The sequence below is a fragment of the Larkinella humicola genome, from assembly GCF_008727875.1.
Classification (GTDB): domain Bacteria; phylum Bacteroidota; class Bacteroidia; order Cytophagales; family Spirosomataceae; genus Larkinella; species Larkinella humicola.
On the sequence record NZ_VTWS01000001.1, the window covers coordinates 1,751,292 to 1,771,896 of the forward strand.

The following is a 20,605-nucleotide window of genomic DNA, read 5'->3' on the forward strand; positions in this document are numbered from 1 at the left end:
GCCACCGTAAACCGAATACTGAAAACCGGATACCGTAAACTTACTTCCCTGCCAGCGTCTGCAACTGTACAAGTCGCTTGTTGCCTCTGGAATCGATGATTTCCAGGGATTTTAAGCCCTTGCCGATGGTCAGTTCCCGCGCCGACTGTGATAGGAAGGATTGGCCGTAATAAAACTCCACCTTCTGTTTTTTTCCGCCTGCATACACCAGGTTAGCGCTTACGTCCGTCGGTTTTAACGGAACGGTTTGCGTGGGTTGTTCGGCGTGGAAAACTTTCAGTGGACCCCGGTTTTGCGTCGCCACGATCAGCGATTTCCCCGGTTCTCCGTTGCGACCGGCACCTGATAAACGAACCAGACCTTTGGCATTTCCGGGAACGTAAAAACCGCTGGCTCCGGGATTCAGGGCCGTAAAACCGCCTTTCCCATTGCCCTTCAGCAGCAAGCCGTTCAACGCATCGAGACGCCCGACGAGCAATTCGTTGCTGAAATCATTCCCAACCAGCAACACGTCCGGAAAACCATCCTGATCGAAGTCATCGGCGATCATCCCGAAAAGCGGGGCCGTTTGCGCCTGAATTGGCAACGCGTGCAATTCGAACGTTCCGTCGCCTTTGTTTTCCACATAAGCCGACTTCATGTAATTGGCTTCCAGCACAATCGCGCCTTTCAGTTCTTCTTCCTTGAAGACTTTGTCGATGGAAGTTACGGCAAAATCCTTGTGCAGTGGAAACCGCGCCCGCATAGAAATGATTTGCTTGATCAAATCCTCGCGGCCATTGAACGGAAACTCCCGACGCTCGCCCTTCTCATCGGAAAAAAATACCGTTGGAATGGCGTCATAAAAACCGTTGTTGTCAAAATCCTTGGCATACACCCGCCACGGTTCTTCCGGGCTGGCCTGCGCCAGCGTGTTCAACCCCAAATTTCCGGCGATGTAGTCCATGTCGCCATCCTGGTCGAAGTCAGCCGCCACGAGGGAATTCCACCAGCCTTTCCATTGAGCAATGGCGTGATTGAGCGGTTGAGTACCTGACGTGGTGCTCAGTTTTTTCCCCTGAACGTTTTTCAGAATGGTCAGCGGCATCCATTCGCCCGCCAGCATCAGGTCGGGCCAGCCATCGTTGTCGGTGTCGGTCCACAGGGCATCGCACACCAGACCGATGTTCTGTAGTTCCGGAGCCACGGTTTTCGTTACGTCCGTAAACTTCGGCAAACCGGGTTTGGAGTCGTTTCGAAGAATAAAACTGGAAACCGGTCGGGGGTATTGATTAGGAACAACCCGTCCGCCCACGAACAAATCCAGATCGCCATCGCGATCGTAATCAGCGGCTTTCACGCACGATTTGCTGATCCGGTTCTGCGGCAGTGCCTGCGGTGTCAGTGTAAACCGACCTTTTCCGTCGTTCACATAAAGCCGGTCCTGATACGAAGCCGTGTTGGCGTCCTCCTCAAAACCTCCGCTGGCCACATACAGGTCCAGATCGCCATCGCCGTCGGCATCGAAAAGCAACGTTCCCATGTCTTCTTCCGGTTTTCCGGCCCCCGCTGTTCCGGGCAACAAATCCTGCGGAACCAATTTCCCGGCAGTGGTTTGCAGCAGAAAAGATCCTTTCTGGGTCCGCGAACCACCGATGAAGAGGTCGTCCAGCCCGTCGCCGTTGACATCCCCCGCCGAGAGGGCCGGGCCGTATTGGGACAATTTATGCGGCAACAACTTTTGCTGGTTATAATCAATGTATTCTGGTTCCTGATGCACGAACTGGATTTTCAGCGAATCGGTGACGTCCCGAAACAGCCTTCCGGCGGGAGCCGTGGGCGGCAACACGGCGGTTTCCGTCGCATTTTTCACATCCACCATCAGCACCTGGTTGGCTTTTACGTTCCGTAACGTCTGGGTTTTACCAGGATTTCCGTTTTGTGCGGGCCAGGTGATGCGCACCTCGTCAATCGTTTTGGCGGCTCCCAGCCCAAAATGAGCCGCGTTTTCCATCGTCGACAGATAGCCCCGGTAAATCGTATGTTCGTAAATCTGTTGCTGGCCTTTTCCGTAGCGCAATTCCACAAAAGCGCCCAGGCCCATGCGGTTTTGCTCACTGCCTTTGAACTTGACCCGCAGGTAATTCGCCTGCTCCGGTTTTTGCTCCACGAGGTTGTTGCGGTAGACAAAAGCCGGGTCATCGATGTTGTTGATCACCATGTCCAGATCGCCGTCATTGTCCAGATCGCCGTACGCGGCTCCACCCGAAAAAGCCGGGGTAGTCAGCCCCCAGTTGCCGGTAACATCTGAAAAAGCCAGGTCGGCACCGCTGTTTTTGAAAGCATAGTTGTTGATTTTGATGACGGGAATCTGGCCCAGCATGTAATCGCGGGTGGCCACCGACGAATTATCGGCGTAATACTGCATGAAATCCCGGTCAGTCACGTCTTTGGGAAATCCGTTGGTTACCACGATGTCGCGGTAGCCGTCGTGATCGAAGTCGACCACCATCGGTGTCCAGCTCCAGTCGGTGGCGGCAATGCCGGACAGCAGGCTGATTTCACTGAAAACCGGCTCCCGCGTGCCGGGCCGAAATCCCTGGTTGAGTTGCAGGGTATTCCGCATATACTGATAGGAGAACTTGAATTCTTCGTTGTTCAGGTAGGTCTGGTAGTTGTTCGGCGGAATGAACATTTTCTTGCGGAAATTATCATTCGGCAGCATGTCCAGCGCGACAATGTCCATCCAGCCGTCGTTGTTCAGGTCGGTCACATCGTTACCCATCGCCGTCTGGCTGGTGTGCTTGAAAAACGTCCCGGCCTGGTCCGTAAACGCCGGTTTTCCAAAACCGCCTTTCTGGTTGTTGATAAAAAAATGGTCTTCCGACAGAAAGTCGTTGGTGATGTAAATGTCTTTCCAGCCGTCGCGGTTGATGTCACAGATGTTCAACCCCAGCCCGTAGCCTTCCAGTTGAATACCCGCTTCTTTGGAGACGTCCGTAAAAACCGGATGCCCGCGTTTGGCGTCGAAGTCGTTGCGATAGAGCCGGTCGGTTGTGGGCGACGAGCCATCCACCAGCTTCTGATGATAGGCGTTTGGAAACCGTTCCGCCATGTTGGTCAGCACAAACAGATCCAGATCGCCATCGTTGTCATAATCGAAAAAGGCCGCATTGGTCGTGTAGCTGTCGTCATTGATTCCGTATTCCCGGGCCATTTCCTTAAAAACCGGGATGCCGTCTTTCGCGCCAACTCCCTGGTTTACATACAGCAGATTCTCCCGGTCGCGGGCGGTTTTTCGGATGGTTGCGGTCACGTAAATATCCATCAGACCGTCGTTGTTGATATCGACCAGCGCCACACCCGAACACCATTTGCCGTTTCCACCCACCCCGGCCGGCCCGGTGATGTCCGTAAATTTAAAGTCTCCTTTGTTCAGATAGAGTTTGTTGGCCACCAGATTTCCGGTAAAGAAGACGTCCTGTAATCCATCGTTGTTGAAATCGCCAATGGCGGCTCCCCCACCATTGTAAAAATAATCGACATTCAGAATACTCAGGGTGTCACTTTCGGTCATTTGATTCGAAAACGCAATGCCGGTTTCCTCAGCGGGCAGCAAACTAAAGAGCGATTGATTGGATAACTGACACGAGCTGATCGACCCACCCAAAAGAAGTAGTACTAAACAACGAAACGATTGTCGGAACATGACTGAAGAATAATAAACCAAATTACTAAAGTACAAAAAAGTTAGAAATCGGTACTAAATTCATTTTACAGGCTCAACCCTTTTTTTTCGAACGGATTTGCGATGATGAAAACGTTCCCATTACCGGACAAAGTACGTAAAATCACCTATACAAAACCGCTAGTGGGCTAGTAATCAAAACGTATCAAAAAAAAATCACCCGAATCGTGGGAGGATTATTCCAAGGTTAAATTATTAACAATCAATAGACTACAACAAAACATTACCAACTTATCATCACAGGTAGCAACGGGAATATTTATAATATTTTTTATAAAATTTTGAAGTATGTTTAAAGTACTCTTAATTTAGTACGAAAATAAAACCAATTATTACAAAACCTATCATGAAAGCACAATTCTACAGATTGTTCCAATCTGCGTTTTTGGGTGCATTTCTGCTTTTTGTGAGCATTAATGTCATGGCCCAGGATCGCCGGGTTAGCGGAAAAGTAACAGGGAAAGACGGGCCGGTTCCGGGCGCAAACATCGTTCTCAAAGGCACTACGACCGGGACTTCTTCGGATGCCGAGGGGAATTACACCCTGAACATTCGGGGCGCCAATCCGGTGCTGGTCATTTCAGCCATCGGTTTCAAATCCCAGGAAGTAGCGGTTGGCAATCGTTCGACCGTCGATGTTTCGGTGGAAGACGACGTTACGGCCTTGACGGAGGTCGTTGTAACCGGGTATACGACGGACAGCAAGCGTGACAATGCCGGGGCTATTTCAACCGTAAAATCCCGCGACTTAAAGGTTACGCCTTCGGCCAACGTCGAAACCCAGTTGCAGGGTCGCGTTGCCGGGGTTACGGTCATTGCCAGTGGTCAGCCGGGTGCCAACAACACCGTTCGGGTGCGGGGCTTCGGAGCCTTTGGTGGGAACCAGCCGTTGTATGTCGTGGATGGGGTACCCATCGGGACGACCAACTTTCTGAACCCGGATGACATTGAAACCACGACGGTTCTGAAAGATGCCGCAGCCGCTTCGATTTACGGCGCACGGGCCGCCAACGGGGTTATCGTTTATACGACGAAAAAAGGAAACCGCCGGGCGCAGAAACTAACGGTCACGTATGATGGCCTATACGGTTTTACCGATCCCGGTAAATCGCAGGCCATTCTCAATCCGCAGGAACAAGCCGACTGGACCTGGAACGCGGTTCATAACCGCCAGGCTTCCCTGGGACTTCCCGATGATTTTACGGGGATTGCCAATGGCCAGTATGGTACCGGCTCCAAGCCCGTTTTGCCGGATTACCTGATGGTAGGAACGCGCTATGGAGTGATCGGTTCGGTTGATCTGGCAGCAGAACGGCCTAAATACAACATCAATACCGATGCCGGAGCTGTTTATCAGGTTGTCCGGGCTAACAAAGCCGGTACGGACTGGTATGATGCCATTACGCGGACGGCTCCCATTCTGCGTCAGACACTGGGCTTTTCGGGCGGTACCGAGAGCAGCCGGTATTTCTTCAGCCTGGGCCAGCAAAATCAGAACGGTATTCTGAACCACAACAACTTTGCGCGGTATGACCTGCGGGCCAACACCGAGTTTGACATCGTCAAAAACCTGCGGTTTGGTGAAAATATCCAGTTGACCTACGCCAATACCTCCGGTCAGGTGGGTGGTAATGCCGGCCAAAACCTGTCACAGGAAGAAAGCGAAATTCTGAGCGCGTTCCGGATGGCTCCCATTATCCCGATTTACGACGAGTTTGGTGGCTGGGCCGGCACATCGGCCAAAGGGTTCAACAACCCGGCTAACCCGGTGGCAAGCCGCGACGGGTCCAAAAACAACAATAACTTCGGCGTTGGTCTGTTCGGAAACGTATACCTGGAATACGATCCGATCCCGGCCCTGACCCTGCGCAGCAGCCTGGGCGGCCAGTTCTTCAATTTCTACAACAAAACGACTTCGCAGAATACGTACTGGAACGCCGAAGGAAATGGTCGCGGCCTTTCCATCAGCGAAGGCGGTGGGTACTTCCTGGCCTGGACGTTTACGAATACCGCACAATACAAACAAAAATTCGGGCTCCACAGCGTCGATGTTCTGGCCGGTATCGAAGCCCTGAACGACGGTCGCGGACGCAACATCAGCGGTACCGGATCAAACCCGTTCAGCACCGATGTCAACTATGTAACGCTGAGTACGACTTCTTCGGTAGGTCGGGTAGTGAACAGCAACATCCAGAACGGGGTCAATTTCTACTCCGTATTCGGACGGTTGAACTACATCTACAACGACAAGTATATTTTGACGGGAGTAATCCGTCGTGACGGTTCGTCGCGGTTTGGGGCAGCCAATCGGTTCGGGGTGTTCCCGGCCTTCTCGGCAGCCTGGCGGATTTCCGGTGAGAACTTCATGAAGGATGCCACCTTCATCACCGACCTGAAGATTCGGGGGGGCTGGGGCCAGATGGGGAACTCCAACAACGTAGACCCCAACAACCAGTATAGCCTGTTTGCCACCAACGTGGCCAACTCCTACGACATTGCTGCTACCAATAGCACGCTGAACCCCGGTTTTTTCCGGAGCCGGATCGGTAACCCGAATGCCAAATGGGAAACCAGTACGACGACCAACGTGGGGATCGATGCAACCTTCCTGAACGGCAAGCTGGACCTCGTATTCGATATCTGGCGGAAAGACACCAAAGACCTGCTGTATCAGGTGCCCATCCCTGGCGTTGTTGGAGTTCGGGCTACGGCTCCTTCGGTTAACATCGCCGGGATGCGGAACGAAGGGATTGACCTGTTGATCGGCACCCGCGGAAAACTCAGCAGCGATGTTTCGTATGAAATCAACCTGACGGGTAGTGTTCTCAAAAACCGGATTCAGCAATTGGCCCCGGGCGTTCCTTATTTCGACGTTTCACCGGCGTCCAATCGCCTGAGCTTGCCTGCTACCCGGAACCAACCCGGCCAATCCATTGCTTCCTTCTACGGTTTCCAGGTTGTGGGCCTGTTCCAGAATCAGGAAGAAGTGAAAGCTGCCCCTACTCAAACGGGTGCCGGTGTGGGTCGCTTCCGTTTTGCTGATATCAACGGAGATGGCAAAATTGACAACACCGACCGCACATTCATTGGCAGCCCGGTACCGAAATTTACCGGGGGGATCAACTTCCAGATCAACTACAAAGGATTCGATGCCGCGACGTATTTGTATTCGTCACTGGGCAACAAAATCTTCAACCTGTCGAAATGGTACACCGACTTCTATCCCTCATTCCCCGGAGCTGCGGTTAGTGAGCGCGTAAAAGATTCGTGGTCAACGACAAACACGGGTACGAGCCAGCCGATTTTCGAAGATGTTTCCAACTTCAGCACCAACACCCAGCCGAACTCTTTCTATGTGGAAGACGGTTCTTACCTGCGGATGCAGAACATCACTCTGGGATATACGCTGCCTTCTGCCCTGTTGAACAAACTCAAATTAGGCCGTGTCCGGATTTCCGCATCAGCTAACAACATCTTCACCATTACGAAATACAAGGGCTTAGATCCCGGTGTCGGTGGAGCGGCTGACCAGAACTTCGGTATCGACGTCGGAAACTATCCGCTGACCCGAAGCTACAATGCCGGCCTGAGCGTTACTTTCTAATTTGAACCAACCGATTAAGAATTTTTAGAAAATGAAAGATATAGTCACAAAAGGAACCCTGCTGGCGCTCGCTTTAACGTTTAGCACGCTGGCCTGTAAGGATAGCTTTTTAGTGGTGCAGCCAACCGGCACACTAACCAGTGCCCAGTTGAGTACGAAAAATGGCCTGGAAGGGTTGCTGATCAGTGCCTACACCGAGCTGAATGGCCGGGGTTTCAGCCAAACCGCCAGCTCGACCAACTGGATGTATGGAAGTATCATGGGCGGAGAAGCCAACAAAGGCTCCAACGCCGGTGACTTCAACGCCATCACGCCGTTCCAGCGTTTCGAAATGCTGGCCGCCAGTGGCGAACTCAACGCCCGCTGGCAGTTGATGTACGAAGGCGTTAGCCGGGCGAATTCCGTTCTGCGTCAATTGAAAACCGCCGATGCATCGGTGAGTGCGGCAGACCAGGCCCGCATCGGTGCCGAAGCCAAATTCCTGCGGGCGCACTACTATTTCGAGTTGAAGCGGACGTTCAACATGGTGCCTTACGTCGATGAAAGCGTCGACTATGCCGCCGGAATTACGGAAATTGCAAATAATACGGACATCTGGCCCAAAATTGAAGCCGATTTCAAAGCCGCTTACGATGTGCTGCCGGAAGTGCAGACCGCAGCCGGGCGTGCCAACAAGTGGGCAGCGGCCTCTTATCTGGCTAAAACGTATTTGTACCAGAAGAAATATGCCGAAGCAAAAACCCTCTTCGATCTTGTGATTGCGAGCGGCAAAACCTCTTCCGGTAACAAATATGCCCTCTTCCCGCAGTACTGGATGGTATTCAGCGCCGATAACGAGAAAAATAACGAAATCATTTTCTCGACGCAAAACGTTGCCAACGCCGGGAGTTCCGATGCCGCTTCGGGTGACCTGAACCTGAACTGGCCGTACAACACTGGTCCGGCAGGTCCGGTAGGTTGCTGCGGTTTCTTCCAGCCCAGCTTCGAACTGGCCAACTCGTTCCGGACCGACGCCAAAGGCCTTCCTTTGCTGGATGGCTCGTACAATTCTGCCGCCAATGCGCTCAAAACCGACCAGGGTCTGGCTTCATCGGCGCCCTTTACGCCCGATGCGGGTCCTGTCGATCCCCGACTCGACCACTCGGTCGGTCGTCGTGGTATTGCCTATCTGGACTGGCAGGTTTTCCCCGGTCAGGACTGGATTCGTGATCAGGCTTTCGGGGGCCCTTATGCGCCCAAGAAATACATCTACACCAAAGCCCAGGAAGCCCGGATTGCTGACGTTTCGAACTGGACCAAAGGATGGACCGGCATCAATGTGGTCCTGATCCGTTATGCCGACGTCCTGCTGATGGCCGCTGAATGTGAAATTGAAGTCGGAAGCCTGGAAAAAGCCCGGGAATACGTCAACATGATCCGGAAACGGGCTGCTGATCCAAGCGGTTTCGTGATGGATATTGCGACGCCTACCAAACCAGCCGCCAATTACGTGATTGGTACCTACGACACGCCGTGGACCGATAAAGCTGCTGCCCGCACCGCCGTCCAGTTTGAACGCAAACTGGAACTGTCGGGTGAAGGTCACCGCTTTTTTGACCTGGTACGCTGGGGAACTGCCGCTACCGTGCTGAATGCTTACCTGACCTACGAAGGGGCCAAATTGTCAAACGGTCTGGGCGGTGCCAAGTTTACACCCAACAAAAACGAATACATGCCGTTGCCCCAAACGCAAATCGACTTGCAGGGAACAGCGACCTTGAAACAAAACCCCGGATATTAATTTTCTGCCGGAACCAATACCGTTTATTTCTCTTTATGATGAGGTGGGGCACACGGTCCCACCTCATCTGTTTAATAGGGGTTTGGGGCCTAAAGACAAAATCCTGTACGCTTTCCCAAAATGATGTACTTGCTTTTATAGTTGGCAACCTCTACTTTTGATCCGCCATGAAACGCACGATCTTCCAACTGTTCAACCTCCTGATGACCTGCATCGTACTGCTGAGCAGTACGGGTTTTGGTTTGATTGAACACACGTGCCTGATGCGCGGGAAGAAAGTGTCGTTAGCAATGAGCCAGTCTGCAAACGCGAACCAGAACTGCCCGATTCACCGCCAGAAAGCGGTTTCTCCGGCGGATCAGGCGTATCAGACTCCGATTCTCCAACGAGCGGATTGCTGCCAGGAAGAACAACGGTATGAGAACGTAGATTTCTCATCGTCCATCACCCAGATCGTCGCCAAGTTCATCAAATCGATGGCTGATGCGGTACTCGCCGGGGTGACGGCGCTGGTGAGCTGGTTGTTCACCAGTCTGGCCGTAGCTGATACCGCGTCGACGCTGACGGTTTTTGATTCTCCTCCTCTCCAGTACGGGCGCAGTTTACTTTCGTTTGTTCAGAGTTTTTTGCTATAGGAAGTCGTCTTGTGCTAAAATGAAGCCTATGCTGGAAAAAGCATCGGTTCCTCTTCTTTTTCACCACACTACGACTCTTTATGCGTCCACATTCCCCCTATACAACAGGATTGGCCATCCTATGGCTGGCCCTCCTCAGCGTTGCCAACGCTCCCGCGCAAACCCTGACCGGCACGGTTTCGGAACGCGTCAACACCAAAACCGTGCCGCTGGTTGGCGTTACCATCTACTGGGCGGGCACATCCGTTTCGACCACCTCTACCGATACCGGTTTTTTCACCATCCCGAAACCCGACTCACTCAACCGGCTCGTTTTCAGCTATGTGGGTTTTAAAACCGATACCGTTACGGTATCCGAACAAACTAGTTTGACCGTTATTCTCACCAGCCAGAACACCCTTCAGGAAGTGACGGTTCAGGGGGCATCGTCGCAAACGGACCGGTTTTCGCCCATCCAGAACGAAATCCTGACCACCCGAACGCTGGCCAAAGCCGCCTGCTGCAACCTGTCCGAATCGTTTGAAACCAACGCATCCGTCAATGTGTCCTACAGCGATGCCGTCACCGGCGCCAAACAGATTCAGATGCTGGGACTGAGTGGAAATTACGTGCAAACTAACGTTGAAAACATTCCCACCATCCGCGGGCTGGCGTCTACGTTCGGCCTGAATTATGTGCCGGGTACCTGGATTTCGTCCATCGACATTGGCAAAGGAGCCGGTTCGGTCGTCAACGGGTATGAGGGCATGTCGGGCGCGATGAACGTCGAATTGCAAAAACCGGATGCCCGGGAGCGGATTTTTGCCAACGCCTACGTCAACAGTTTCGGGCGGGTCGAGGGCAACCTGAATCTGTCGAAACCGCTGTCGGAAAAATGGAGCATCGGTTTTCTGGGACACGCCAGCACACTGCAAAACCGGATCGATCAGAACGGCGATCACTTTCTGGATCTTCCGTTATATACCCAGTACAACGGGATTGTTCGCGCCAAATACGGAACGGAGCGGTTTATGACCCAGTTTGGGATCAAGTCACTCTACGAAGACCGAACCGGCGGACAGGTGGCACCCACTCGCAGCGGCAGCCCCACTTACCAGTTTACGAACACCACCAAACGGGTCGAGGTGTTTTCAAAAACCGCCCGGCTTTATCCCGAAAAACCGTACCGGGGGCTGGGGCTGATCCTGAATGCGGTCAACCACGAACAGAACTCTTTTTTCGGTTTTATTCCCTACAACGGTCAGCAGAAAACGCTCTATGGCAACCTGATTTATCAGTCGATTATCGACAACACCAACCACTCGTTCAAGGCCGGGCTGAGTTATCTGCTCGACGATTACCGCGAAAAATACCGCGACACGCTCTTGACCCGCACCGAATCCGTTCCGGGTGTTTTTGGGGAATACACCTACAAGTACCTGGAGAAACTCACGCTCGTGGCGGGTGCGCGGCTGGACTTCCACAATCGGTTCGGCACGCAGTTTACGCCCCGGTTTCACGCCAAGTACGACCTAACCGACCACCTGATCCTGCGGGCCTCGGCGGGGCGGGGCTTCCGGACACCGAATGCACTGGCCGAAAATTACGGGTATCTGGTGAGTTCCAGAACCGTGTATTTCGATGCCAACCTTCAGCCGGAAATCTCGTGGAATTACGGAACCAGCCTGACGCAGGAGTTTAATCTGTTCGGCAAAAAGGCGTCATTCGTGCTGGATTACTACCGCACGAACTTTCAGAATCAGTTGATCGCCGATCTGGAGCACCCGCGCGAACTCCATTTCTATTACCTGTCGAGTCGGTCGACACCCGGTTTGAAAGCACGTTCGTTTTCCAACAGTTTTCAGGCCGAACTGAACTACCAGCCCATTCGTCGCATGGAGGTCAAACTGGCCTACCGGCTTTTCGATGTTCGCCAGACGATGGGCATGGCCTTCGGGGAAAGTCTCCTGCTGCCGCGCATGATGGTGAGCCGCGACCGGGTTCTGTTTAATGCGGGATACGCGCTGCCGTTCGACAAATGGAAGTTCGATTTTACGGTGCAATGGAACGGCCCGAAACGGATTCCGTATTTGCGCGAAGGCTACGAACACACGAGTTACCAAAACATGCCCCGCGAAAATGCCCCCGGTTTTTACAACATCAATGCGCAGATTACCAAGTCGTTCCGGACGTGGGATGTGTATCTGGGGGGCGAAAACCTCGGCAATTTCCGGCAGGCGAATCCGATTGTGGGTGCCAGCGACCCTTATGGCCGGGATTTCGACGCGGCCGCGCGGGTTTGGGGGCCCATCACGGGGCGGATGATTTACGGCGGTTTTCGGTATAAATTTAAAATCTAAACCATGAAACTGTACATCAAACACATGGTTTGCGGACGGTGCAAACGCGTCGTTCGGGATATTCTGGAAGAGCTGGGCATCGAGGTGCTGCGGGTGGAGCTGGGCGAGGTGGAAACGAACGAACTACCCGCTACCGTTTCGATGGAGCAAATCCGGCAGGTGCTGGCCGACAATGATTTTGAACTGCTGGAAGACCGGAAAACCGTGGTGGTCGAACAGATCAAGACGCTCATCGTCAATGAGGTTCACCACGACCGGCGCGAACGGCCGGAGCATCAGAACCTGTCGGACTTTCTTACCCAGAAAATCGGGTACGACTACTCCTACCTCAGTCATCTGTTCTCGGCCATTGAGGGAATGACCATTGAAAAATACGTGATCGCTCAGAAAATCGAGAAAGTGAAGGAATATTTGCTCTACGGCGAGTTAACCCTGAGTGAGATTGCCTGGCGGCTGGGCTACAGCAGCACCCAGCACCTATCGAACCAGTTCAAACAGGTGGTGGGCCTGACGCCGGGCGACTTTAAACGAACCGGCCTGGCTTACCGAACCGAAATCGACAAAGTGGGGCCGCCGAAATGATGCACAAACGCGCCATAGTTCTGTAAAGCCGGGTCCAGGCAAAGCCGCTACCTTTGTCCTCCCACCTACCGTAACGTAAGACCGAGTTTAATTAAATCAATCAATAAACCAGCTAATTACGGTATGGAAACGATACAACAACACGAAGGGCATGTTCAGATTTGTTTTGATTGTGCTGCCGCCTGCGAACACTGCGCCACGGCCTGTTTGCAGGAAGACCACGTTCAGATGATGCGCGACTGCATCCGGCTTTGCCGCGATTGCGCCGATATTTGTAAAATGTGCGCGAGTCTTACCGCCCGCGATTCCGAATTCATGAAGCAATTTATGGTACTCTGCGCCGAGGTGTGCGATGCCTGTGCCAACGAATGCAGTAAACACGATCATGACCATTGCCGGGCCTGCGCCGAAGCCTGCCGCCATTGCGCTGACGATTGTCGGCGGATGTCGGCGAGTGCGTAAACCCACTTTAACAGACAAGTTTATCTTTATGATTTCAATACGAAAATGGGTTCTCGTTGTCTTTTTTATCAGTACTTCGGGAATTGCCTGGGCTGACGGTTTTCCGGTTGACACCAGCCGGAAAACCAGAATGCCACCGGCCAAAAAAATGATGAAGCAGGACAGCCTGGATCACGCTGCGATGGGTCATGTGATGCACAACATGATGCAGATGCAGCAGGGCATGTCCATGATGTCGCACCTGTATTCGCGGAACCTGCCCATGAACCGGAATGCCTCCGGAACAGCCTGGCACCCCGACCAGACGCCGATGTACATGTATATGTTTCATCCTTCACAGTCGATGGAAAACCAGTGGATGACGATGCTGCATTACAGCGTTTTCCTGCGGCATACCAACCAGAATTTCAACAATCCGGGCAAACGGGGCCGCGCAACGCAGTTCGATGCCCCCAACTACATCATGGGAATGGCCCAACGGCAGCTCGGACAACGGGGCTTGCTGGCGTTCAAAGCCATGATTTCGCTGGACCCGCTGACGGTGGGCAACAACGGGTATCCACTTCTGTTTCAGTCGGGCGAAACCTACAAGGGCCAGCGGCTGATCGACCGCCAGCACCAGCACGATCTGTTTTCGGAACTTTCGGTCGGCTATTCCTACGCGCTGTCGCCCCATGCGGATGTGTTTGGCTACGTCGGGTATCCGGGCGAACCGGCGCTGGGGCCACCGGCGTTTATGCACCGGCTGTCGTCGTTCAACAACCCGGATTCGCCTTTGGGCCACCACTGGACCGACGCAACCCACATTACCTTTGGGGTGGCCACCGCCGGTTTTCGGTATAAAATTGCTAAATTGGAAGTGTCGAATTTTACGGGTCGCGAGCCGAACGAAAACCGGTATGGCTTCGACCGCCCGCGTTTCGACAGTTATTCGTACCGGTTTTCCATAAACCCGTCTCCGACCTTGGCGTTGCAGTTTTCGCAGGGATTTATCAAGAGTCCGGAAGCCTTGGAGGCCGATCATAACGTTACTCGGACAACGGCATCGCTTTTGCACAGCAAACCGTTGGGGCAGCCCGGTCGCTACGTTTCGTCGGCGCTGGTTTGGGGGCTGAACAGCCACGATGGCGTCAACGAAAACGCGTATTTGGCCGAAAGCAGCCTGCAACTGGGCAAAACCGCCTTGTTTGGACGGTATGAGAACATTACCAAATCCGTTGACGAACTGGGGCTGAGAGATTATTTTTTCACGGCCCCGAGCGATGCCACGAAGCTGGTGAACATCAACAGCTTAACACTCGGTCTGAATTACTGTCTCTTGCAGTTGGCCCAAACCGATCTGGTCGTCGGTGCCCAGTTGACGGGTTCGTTCCCGGACCGGGATTTGGAACCGATTTATGGCAAAAATCCGTTATCCGGGCAGATTTATTTGCGAATTACCCCATCGCTAATGCCCATGATGATGCCGGGCAAATCCATGCCGGGCAAATCCATGAACCACCATTAACTTGTTTGACCTTTTAAAAACGTAAACTCTCTTCACCATGAAAAAGCACTTAATTGGCCTCCTGACGATTCTGTTTGTGGCTATCGGCATCACCGCCCAAGCCACTGACGACAAGGAAAAGGAAGTCAAAATCAAGACCTCGGCCATTTGCGAAATGTGTAAGGAACGCATCGAACGCAACCTGGCTTTCGAAAAAGGCATCAAGGAATCCAATCTGGACTTGAAGGATAAAGTCGTCACGGTGAAATACAATCCGAAGAAAACCGACATCAACAAGATCAAAGCCAACATCTCGAAATCCGGATACGACGCTGATGAGGTGACTGCGGATGAAAAAGGTTATGCCAAATTGCCCTCCTGCTGCAAAAAAGGCGGCATGAAGCACAATTAAGAATTATGAGTTAAAAGTTATGAGTTGCGTGCGTTAGCCAACTCATAACTCTTAACTCATAATTCTTAACTAAAAAAGCTATGCTTTTTGAAAATTCCCTGGCCTTTGCCCAGCAACTCGATCAGGCCGACCCGCTCCGCTCCTACCGCGACCGGTTTTACATTCCCGAACGCAACGGAAAACCGCTGATCTATTTCTGTGGCAATTCGCTGGGCCTGCAACCCAAAACCGCCCGACAGGCACTGGATTACGAGTTAGCGATCTGGCAACAGCATGGCGTGGAAGGCTGGTTTGAAGGCGAAAATCCCTGGCTGACGATTCATCAACGCTGCAAGGAACCGCTGGCGCAAATCGTTGGAGCCAATCCGTCGGAAGTGTGTCCGATGAATAATCTGACGGTCAATCTGCACCTGCTGCTGACGTCTTTTTACCAGCCCACCGGAAACCGCACAAAAATTCTGACCATCGGCGGTGATTTCCCGTCGGATCAATACGCACTCGAAACGCACCTCCGAACGCGCGGTCTGAATCCGGCAGACACTTTGGTTGAAGTTTTTCCCCGCACCAACGAACCTACCTGGCAAACGGCGGACATCCTGGATGCCGTCGAACAGCACCGGGATTCGTTGGCACTCGTTCTGATGAGTGGGTTGCATTATTACACCGGACAGGTGTTCGACATGGCGGCTATTGCGCAAAAAGCCCGTCAAATCGGCATTCCCATCGGGTTTGATCTGGCCCATGCCATTGGGAATATTCCTCTCAGGCTGCACGATTGGGAGGTTGATTTTGCGGTCTGGTGTTCCTACAAATACCTCAATTCCGGGCCAGGCGGGGTTTCCGGTATTTTTGTTCATGAAAAACACCACGCGGCTGCCTTGCCCCGGCTGGCCGGCTGGTGGGGATACGACGAAGCCCGGCGGTTTGAAATGACCAAAGGATTTGTACCGATGCCAGGGGCCGACGGCTGGCAGCTCAGCACCCCGACGGTTCTGGCGATGGCAGTTCACCACGCGGCTTTGCAGATCACGGCCGAAGCGGGTCTGGACGCGTTGCGCCGAAAAAGCGAATTGCTGACCGGTTTTCTGGAATTCGTTCTTCGTGAAACGGCGGGTTTGCAAATCATTACCCCCTCCAACGCGGCCGAACGCGGTTGCCAATTGTCGTTATTGATCCACCACGACGGAAAAACCGTCTTCAACCGACTCACCGAACAGGGCATCATCGGCGACTGGCGCGAACCGAATTGCATTCGACTGGCCCCCACGCCCTTGTACAACTCGTTTGAAGAAGTCTGGCGGGCTGGTCAGGCGTTTGCGTCCTCCTGAGGTTTTTGTATTTTGTGGCTGATTCCTCCCCGTCACAACCTGTCATGTCCCAGTTCATTCCCCATCCTTTGCCGTGGAACCCGGCACAAAAGCTGGTTTTCCGGTTTTTCTTTGCCTATTTTCTGCTCTATGTCTTTCCGTTTCCGCTCTCCAATGTGCCCGGCTCCTACTTCCTGACCAGTTCCTACAACGACGTCTGGCATACGCTGGTGCCGTGGGTAGGCCGAACGATTTTGCATCTGCCCAATGAAATCACGGTTTTCCCGAACGGAAGCGGGGATACGACGTTCAACTACGTTCAGCTTTTTTGTTTGGTCGTTCTGGCGTTTGCCGCTACCCTGGTGTGGTCGGTGCTCGACCGAAACCGGCCCAATTACCATACGCTGCTGTATGGGCTGCTGGTGCTGCTGCGGTATTATCTGGCCATCACGATGTTCACCTACGGTTTTGCCAAAGTCTTCAAGACTCAATTCCCGTTTCCGGGCATCACGCGGCTAATGGAGCCCTACGGCTACTCGTCGCCGATGGGGCTGGCCTGGACGTTCATGGGGTATTCGACGGTCTACAACTGGTTTACCGGTCTAGGGGAGGTCATTGGGGGGGCGCTGCTTTTGTTCCGAAAAACGACGGCTTTGGGAGCCATCATTCTGGTAGCGGTTATCGGCAACATTGTCGCCATCAACTTCTGTTTTGATGTCCCCGTGAAGCTGTATTCGTCGAATCTGCTCTTAATGGCGCTGTTTATCCTGACCACCGACGGCCGGCGACTGATGAATGTCCTTTGGTTAAACCGCCCGGCACCCGCTCTCGATCTGACGCCTTTCCGAACCTCCCGCCGTTGGCGGATAGGCCGAATTATTTTCAAAACACTGGCAATCAGCTTTGTGCTGTACGGCCAGACTTACGGCGGTTTTATCACCGCAAAGCAATACGGTGACCACGCCCCCAAACACCCGCTTTACGGTCTGTATCAGGTCGAAACCTTTGCACGGAATGGCGACACCCTGGCACCAATGCTGACAGACACGACGCGCTGGCGGCAGGTAATGGTTGGCGGGTATAAAAGCTATCCGACTCTGACGATTCGGTATATGAATGATTCCCTGCGAAACTATGCCTTCGAGCCGGATACCGCCAAATTACAGGCCATCTTATATGCCCGTTCCGACACGGCTCACAAATACCGGCTAACCTACCAGCAACCGGACACGAACTCCCTCATTCTGGCAGGGTCCAATCAAATCGATTCCATTTATATCCGGCTGAAAAAACAGGACATCCGGCAGTTTCTGTTGGTAAACCGGGGATTTCACTGGATCAACGAATACCCGATGAACCGGTAATTTTGTCGTTTTTTGCGTTAAAAACTATACCGCCATTTCTCCTACAAAAATAGTTGCATTACTGAAGGATTTTATTGAACTTACTACCGGATTCTAACTGAGACCCTTATGAACCGGCTCTTCCTTATTTTCTCGCTTTTGTCTGCCAACACCACATTCAGTCAGGCACAAGCTGTCCGGGAAGCTGAAGGCAAACTTGAATCCGGACAACAAGCCCCTGATCTGGTTTTGTCCGATAAACAGAACAAACCGGTTCATCTGCTTTCTTACAAAGGCAATGTGGTTTTGGTTGATTTCTGGGCAAGCTGGTGCGATCATTGCCGTCAGGAACACGTTCGACTGAAAGAAATTTATGATCAATACAAAGATCGGGGACTTCAGATCGTCAGTATTTCCATCGATAAAAATCCGAAAGCCTGGCGAAAAGCCCTTCAAAAAGCGGAATTGCCCTGGATGCAACTCACCGATCGGGTAGGCTCCCGAAACATCATTGGCCCTCAATATGGCACAAATTCCATTCCCATCAATCTGCTGATCGATAAGAATGGATATGTGCTTCGGAAAGGACTGCACGGCACCGAACTGGATCGGCAACTCGCGCTGGTCTTTAATATGCCGTAATGTACCTGCAAACCGCCTGTGGGCACTCAGGAATGGGCCGCTACGATTTCTTTCAGGAAGGCCAGAAACGGTGCGGAGAATTCCTTGCGTTTCAGCGCAAATTCAACGGTGGTTTTCAGAAAATCCAGTTTGTTGCCAATGTCGTGGCGTTTGCCCTCGATGCGGTGCGAGTAGATGTTTTCGCGTTTGAGCAATAACAACATCGCATCCGTCAACTGGATTTCGTTGTTTTTTCCTTTGGCGGTTTGCTCGATGGCGGCAAATATGTCGGGCGTCAGGATGTACCGGCCCGCGATGGCCAGATTCGACGGGGCGGCTTTGATCGACGGTTTTTCGATCAGCGTATTCAGCTCCATGATGCTGTCGCTCAGGGCCGTGCCGCCTACAATTCCGTAGCGGTTTACCTTGTCGGCTGGTACTTCTTCCACGGCGATGACCGTTCCCCGGTACTGGTCATACGTATCGATCAGCTGCTGCGTTACCGGAATCACCGAATCCATGATCGTATCCCCCAGCAACACCGCAAACGGCTCGTTGCCAACGTGATGCCGGGCGTAATAAATGGCGTCACCCAAGCCGTTCAACTCTTTTTGCCGGACAAAATGAATATCCGCCATGTCCGACAACCGGCGCATCTCCAGCAACAACGCTTCATCTTCTTTCTCCTCCAGCCGGGTTTCCAACTCGTAATTCCGGTCGAAATGGTCTTCGATGGAGCGTTTGCCTTTTCCGGTAATGATCAGAATATCTTCAATGCCCGAATCGACGGCTTCCTGCACGACATACTGAATCGTGGGCGTGTCGATAATCGGCAGCATTTCTTTCGGTTGTGCTTTAGTGGCCGGCAAAAATCGGGTTCCCAATCCGGCAGCAGGAATTACGGCTTTCTTGATCATAATTTTGAAGGAGTGAATGAGGAAATGCGTGAATAAAAAATGGCCGCAGCTATTCAATTATCGCACCGGCGACCCGGTCACGCATTCTATCATTCAAAATTAAACTACATAAGGTTTTATGACGCGGGCGTTGAGGTGTTTCATCTCGACAAACAGGCGGTTGAGCATGTCGTCGTCCTTGTAAATACCGACAATGGCCCCACCCGAACCGGCAAATGAAGCCGAGGCTCCGATCCGCCGAGCGGCCGAAATCATTTCCAGATTACTATCGCTGATGGTATAGATGCGTCGGCGCAGGTCGAAATTTTCGTTCACGAGGGCGTGCAACTGACTGGTTTCGTTGTTCAGAATGGCCTCCCGACCCTGACGGGCCACGTCGGCGATATCCTGTAACGTTTTGACCACCAGTTCCTCGCCCTTGTCCCAACGTGACCGCACGTCGTTGTGAATCCGGCCTGACTGCTTGCCGAGCGACGTTTTATACGCAATGTACAGTTTGGGTAACAACCGCGGTTCGATGGGTTCGTAGTCACCGTGACCGGTTTTTTCCAGCAGTTCCCGGTCAAAGTTCATATAGACGCAACCTTCGTAACACTGAATAACACGGTCCTGAAGCCCGGCGGTGATGCCCAGTTCTTCCGATTCGGTTTTCAACACCAGCGTTGGCAAATGCGGCAGCGGGATTTCAACCTGATAGAATTTCATCAACGCCCGAAACGTCGCCACAATGATGGCACTGGAGCCCGAAAGCCCCACCTGGCGCGGAATCGACGTGCTGTAGCGGATGGTGAAGTTTTTGTTGGGAAGCCGAAGACCATGCAGATCACAGTATTCACAAAACCGCTTGAGAGCCGCTTTGATGAGCGGCACCCCGCCATGGTAGCCCAGCGAGGCAACGGCGTCACGCAGGTGGTAAATACTCCGAAACGAGTTGGTGTCCTGTTCCTGGGGCTCGATGTTCAGTTCCGGTGACTCATAGAGCGACACTGACGCGCCGAAGTTTCGTACGGAAATCGAGATCGTTTTGCCAAAAAAACCGTCGGATGGATTGCCTAACAGCCCGGCACGGGCGTAGGCGCGAGTTTCAATAATCAAGAGTTTTCTTAATTGGTAACGTATGGCGGCAAGTTAGGGGATAAATGACTAATGAACAATGAAAACTGAGAGATCGGCCCCGGGATTCTGCGTATACGCAGCCCTGTCAGCGGTCGAAGACCCTGACAGCGGCTATGTATTTATGCATTGGACGGTTGAAAACATTGACAAGACTACGTATTGAAGCCGCTGACAACGGTCGAAGATCCTGTCAGCGGATATGTGTGATGCATTGGACGGTTGAAAACATTGACAAGACTACGTATTGAAGCCGCTGTCTAAGTCTTCGACCGCT

Annotated in this window: 14 protein-coding genes; 11 read left to right on the plus strand and 3 right to left on the minus strand. The window is 52.7% G+C overall.

Going from position 1 to position 20,605, the window contains the following annotated elements; all coding sequences use genetic code 11:
- Positions 1–40: 40 nt before the first annotated feature.
- Positions 41–3,598 (minus strand): CRTAC1 family protein, encoded by a 3,558-nt coding sequence (locus F0P93_RS07505; RefSeq protein ID WP_310587993.1) that lies wholly within the window; start codon positions 3,596–3,598, stop codon positions 41–43.
- Positions 3,599–4,073: 475 nt separating this feature from the next.
- Here F0P93_RS07505 and F0P93_RS07510 point away from each other — a divergent pair, with 475 nt between their 5' ends.
- The 11 genes from F0P93_RS07510 to F0P93_RS07560 all read left to right on the plus strand — a co-directional run bounded on the left by F0P93_RS07510 (position 4,074) and on the right by F0P93_RS07560 (position 18,319).
- Complete coding sequence (locus F0P93_RS07510) at positions 4,074–7,331, plus strand: SusC/RagA family TonB-linked outer membrane protein (protein WP_150875701.1); 3,258 nt, start codon at positions 4,074–4,076, stop codon at positions 7,329–7,331.
- A 31-nt stretch (positions 7,332–7,362) separates the two neighbouring features.
- Positions 7,363–9,111: a RagB/SusD family nutrient uptake outer membrane protein gene (locus F0P93_RS07515; protein WP_150875702.1), complete on the plus strand. Its 1,749-nt coding sequence runs from the start codon at positions 7,363–7,365 to the stop codon at positions 9,109–9,111.
- A 167-nt stretch (positions 9,112–9,278) separates the two neighbouring features.
- On the plus strand, positions 9,279–9,746 hold the full coding sequence (locus tag F0P93_RS07520) for a hypothetical protein (RefSeq protein ID WP_150875703.1): 468 nt from the start codon (positions 9,279–9,281) through the stop codon (positions 9,744–9,746).
- A gap of 80 nt (positions 9,747–9,826) precedes the next feature.
- Positions 9,827–12,085, plus strand: coding sequence for a TonB-dependent receptor (locus tag F0P93_RS07525; protein WP_150875704.1), 2,259 nt, complete (start codon positions 9,827–9,829; stop codon positions 12,083–12,085).
- A 3-nt stretch (positions 12,086–12,088) separates the two neighbouring features.
- Entirely contained in the window at positions 12,089–12,667 is a 579-nt protein-coding gene (locus F0P93_RS07530) for a helix-turn-helix domain-containing protein (protein ID WP_150875705.1), read from the plus strand.
- A 123-nt stretch (positions 12,668–12,790) separates the two neighbouring features.
- Positions 12,791–13,129, plus strand: a complete 339-nt coding sequence (locus F0P93_RS07535; RefSeq protein WP_150875706.1) for a four-helix bundle copper-binding protein — start codon at positions 12,791–12,793, stop codon at positions 13,127–13,129.
- 28 nt (positions 13,130–13,157) lie between these two features.
- On the plus strand, positions 13,158–14,636 hold the full coding sequence (locus F0P93_RS07540) for a hypothetical protein (protein ID WP_150875707.1): 1,479 nt from the start codon (positions 13,158–13,160) through the stop codon (positions 14,634–14,636).
- A 37-nt stretch (positions 14,637–14,673) separates the two neighbouring features.
- On the plus strand, positions 14,674–15,027 hold the full coding sequence (locus F0P93_RS07545) for a heavy-metal-associated domain-containing protein (RefSeq protein ID WP_150875708.1): 354 nt from the start codon (positions 14,674–14,676) through the stop codon (positions 15,025–15,027).
- A gap of 80 nt (positions 15,028–15,107) precedes the next feature.
- Positions 15,108–16,355 carry a kynureninase gene (kynU, locus tag F0P93_RS07550; RefSeq protein WP_150875709.1) on the plus strand — a complete coding sequence of 416 codons (1,248 nt, stop codon included), beginning with the start codon at positions 15,108–15,110 and terminating at the stop codon, positions 16,353–16,355.
- Between the two features lie 44 nt (positions 16,356–16,399).
- Entirely contained in the window at positions 16,400–17,698 is a 1,299-nt protein-coding gene (locus tag F0P93_RS07555; RefSeq protein ID WP_150875710.1) for a DoxX family protein, read from the plus strand.
- A gap of 108 nt (positions 17,699–17,806) precedes the next feature.
- Positions 17,807–18,319 (plus strand): TlpA family protein disulfide reductase, encoded by a 513-nt coding sequence (locus F0P93_RS07560; protein WP_150875711.1) that lies wholly within the window; start codon positions 17,807–17,809, stop codon positions 18,317–18,319.
- Between the two features lie 26 nt (positions 18,320–18,345).
- Here F0P93_RS07560 and galU read toward each other — a convergent pair whose 3' ends face one another.
- Both galU and F0P93_RS07570 read right to left on the minus strand, forming a co-directional pair.
- On the minus strand, positions 18,346–19,215 hold the full coding sequence (gene galU / locus F0P93_RS07565) for a UTP--glucose-1-phosphate uridylyltransferase GalU (RefSeq protein WP_114405935.1): 870 nt from the start codon (positions 19,213–19,215) through the stop codon (positions 18,346–18,348).
- Between the two features lie 99 nt (positions 19,216–19,314).
- A complete protein-coding gene (locus F0P93_RS07570; protein ID WP_150875712.1) occupies positions 19,315–20,310 on the minus strand; it encodes a mevalonate kinase family protein in 996 nt (331 codons plus the stop codon).
- Positions 20,311–20,605 lie beyond the last annotated feature (295 nt).

Excerpts from the sequence above, each read along its gene's own strand:
- F0P93_RS07540 (WP_150875707.1), top strand. The coding sequence starts at position 13,158 with ATGATTTCAATACGAAAATGGGTTCTCGTTGTCTTTTTTATCAGTACT.
- F0P93_RS07515 (WP_150875702.1), top strand. The coding sequence starts at position 7,363 with ATGAAAGATATAGTCACAAAAGGAACCCTGCTGGCGCTCGCTTTAACG.
- F0P93_RS07525 (WP_150875704.1), top strand. The coding sequence starts at position 9,827 with ATGCGTCCACATTCCCCCTATACAACAGGATTGGCCATCCTATGGCTG.
- F0P93_RS07555 (WP_150875710.1), top strand. The coding sequence starts at position 16,400 with ATGTCCCAGTTCATTCCCCATCCTTTGCCGTGGAACCCGGCACAAAAG.
- F0P93_RS07535 (WP_150875706.1), top strand. The coding sequence starts at position 12,791 with ATGGAAACGATACAACAACACGAAGGGCATGTTCAGATTTGTTTTGAT.
- F0P93_RS07510 (WP_150875701.1), top strand. The coding sequence starts at position 4,074 with ATGAAAGCACAATTCTACAGATTGTTCCAATCTGCGTTTTTGGGTGCA.
- kynU (WP_150875709.1), top strand. The coding sequence starts at position 15,108 with ATGCTTTTTGAAAATTCCCTGGCCTTTGCCCAGCAACTCGATCAGGCC.
- F0P93_RS07520 (WP_150875703.1), top strand. The coding sequence starts at position 9,279 with ATGAAACGCACGATCTTCCAACTGTTCAACCTCCTGATGACCTGCATC.
- F0P93_RS07530 (WP_150875705.1), top strand. The coding sequence starts at position 12,089 with ATGAAACTGTACATCAAACACATGGTTTGCGGACGGTGCAAACGCGTC.
- F0P93_RS07545 (WP_150875708.1), top strand. The coding sequence starts at position 14,674 with ATGAAAAAGCACTTAATTGGCCTCCTGACGATTCTGTTTGTGGCTATC.
- galU (WP_114405935.1), bottom strand. The coding sequence starts at position 19,215 with ATGATCAAGAAAGCCGTAATTCCTGCTGCCGGATTGGGAACCCGATTT.
- F0P93_RS07560 (WP_150875711.1), top strand. The coding sequence starts at position 17,807 with ATGAACCGGCTCTTCCTTATTTTCTCGCTTTTGTCTGCCAACACCACA.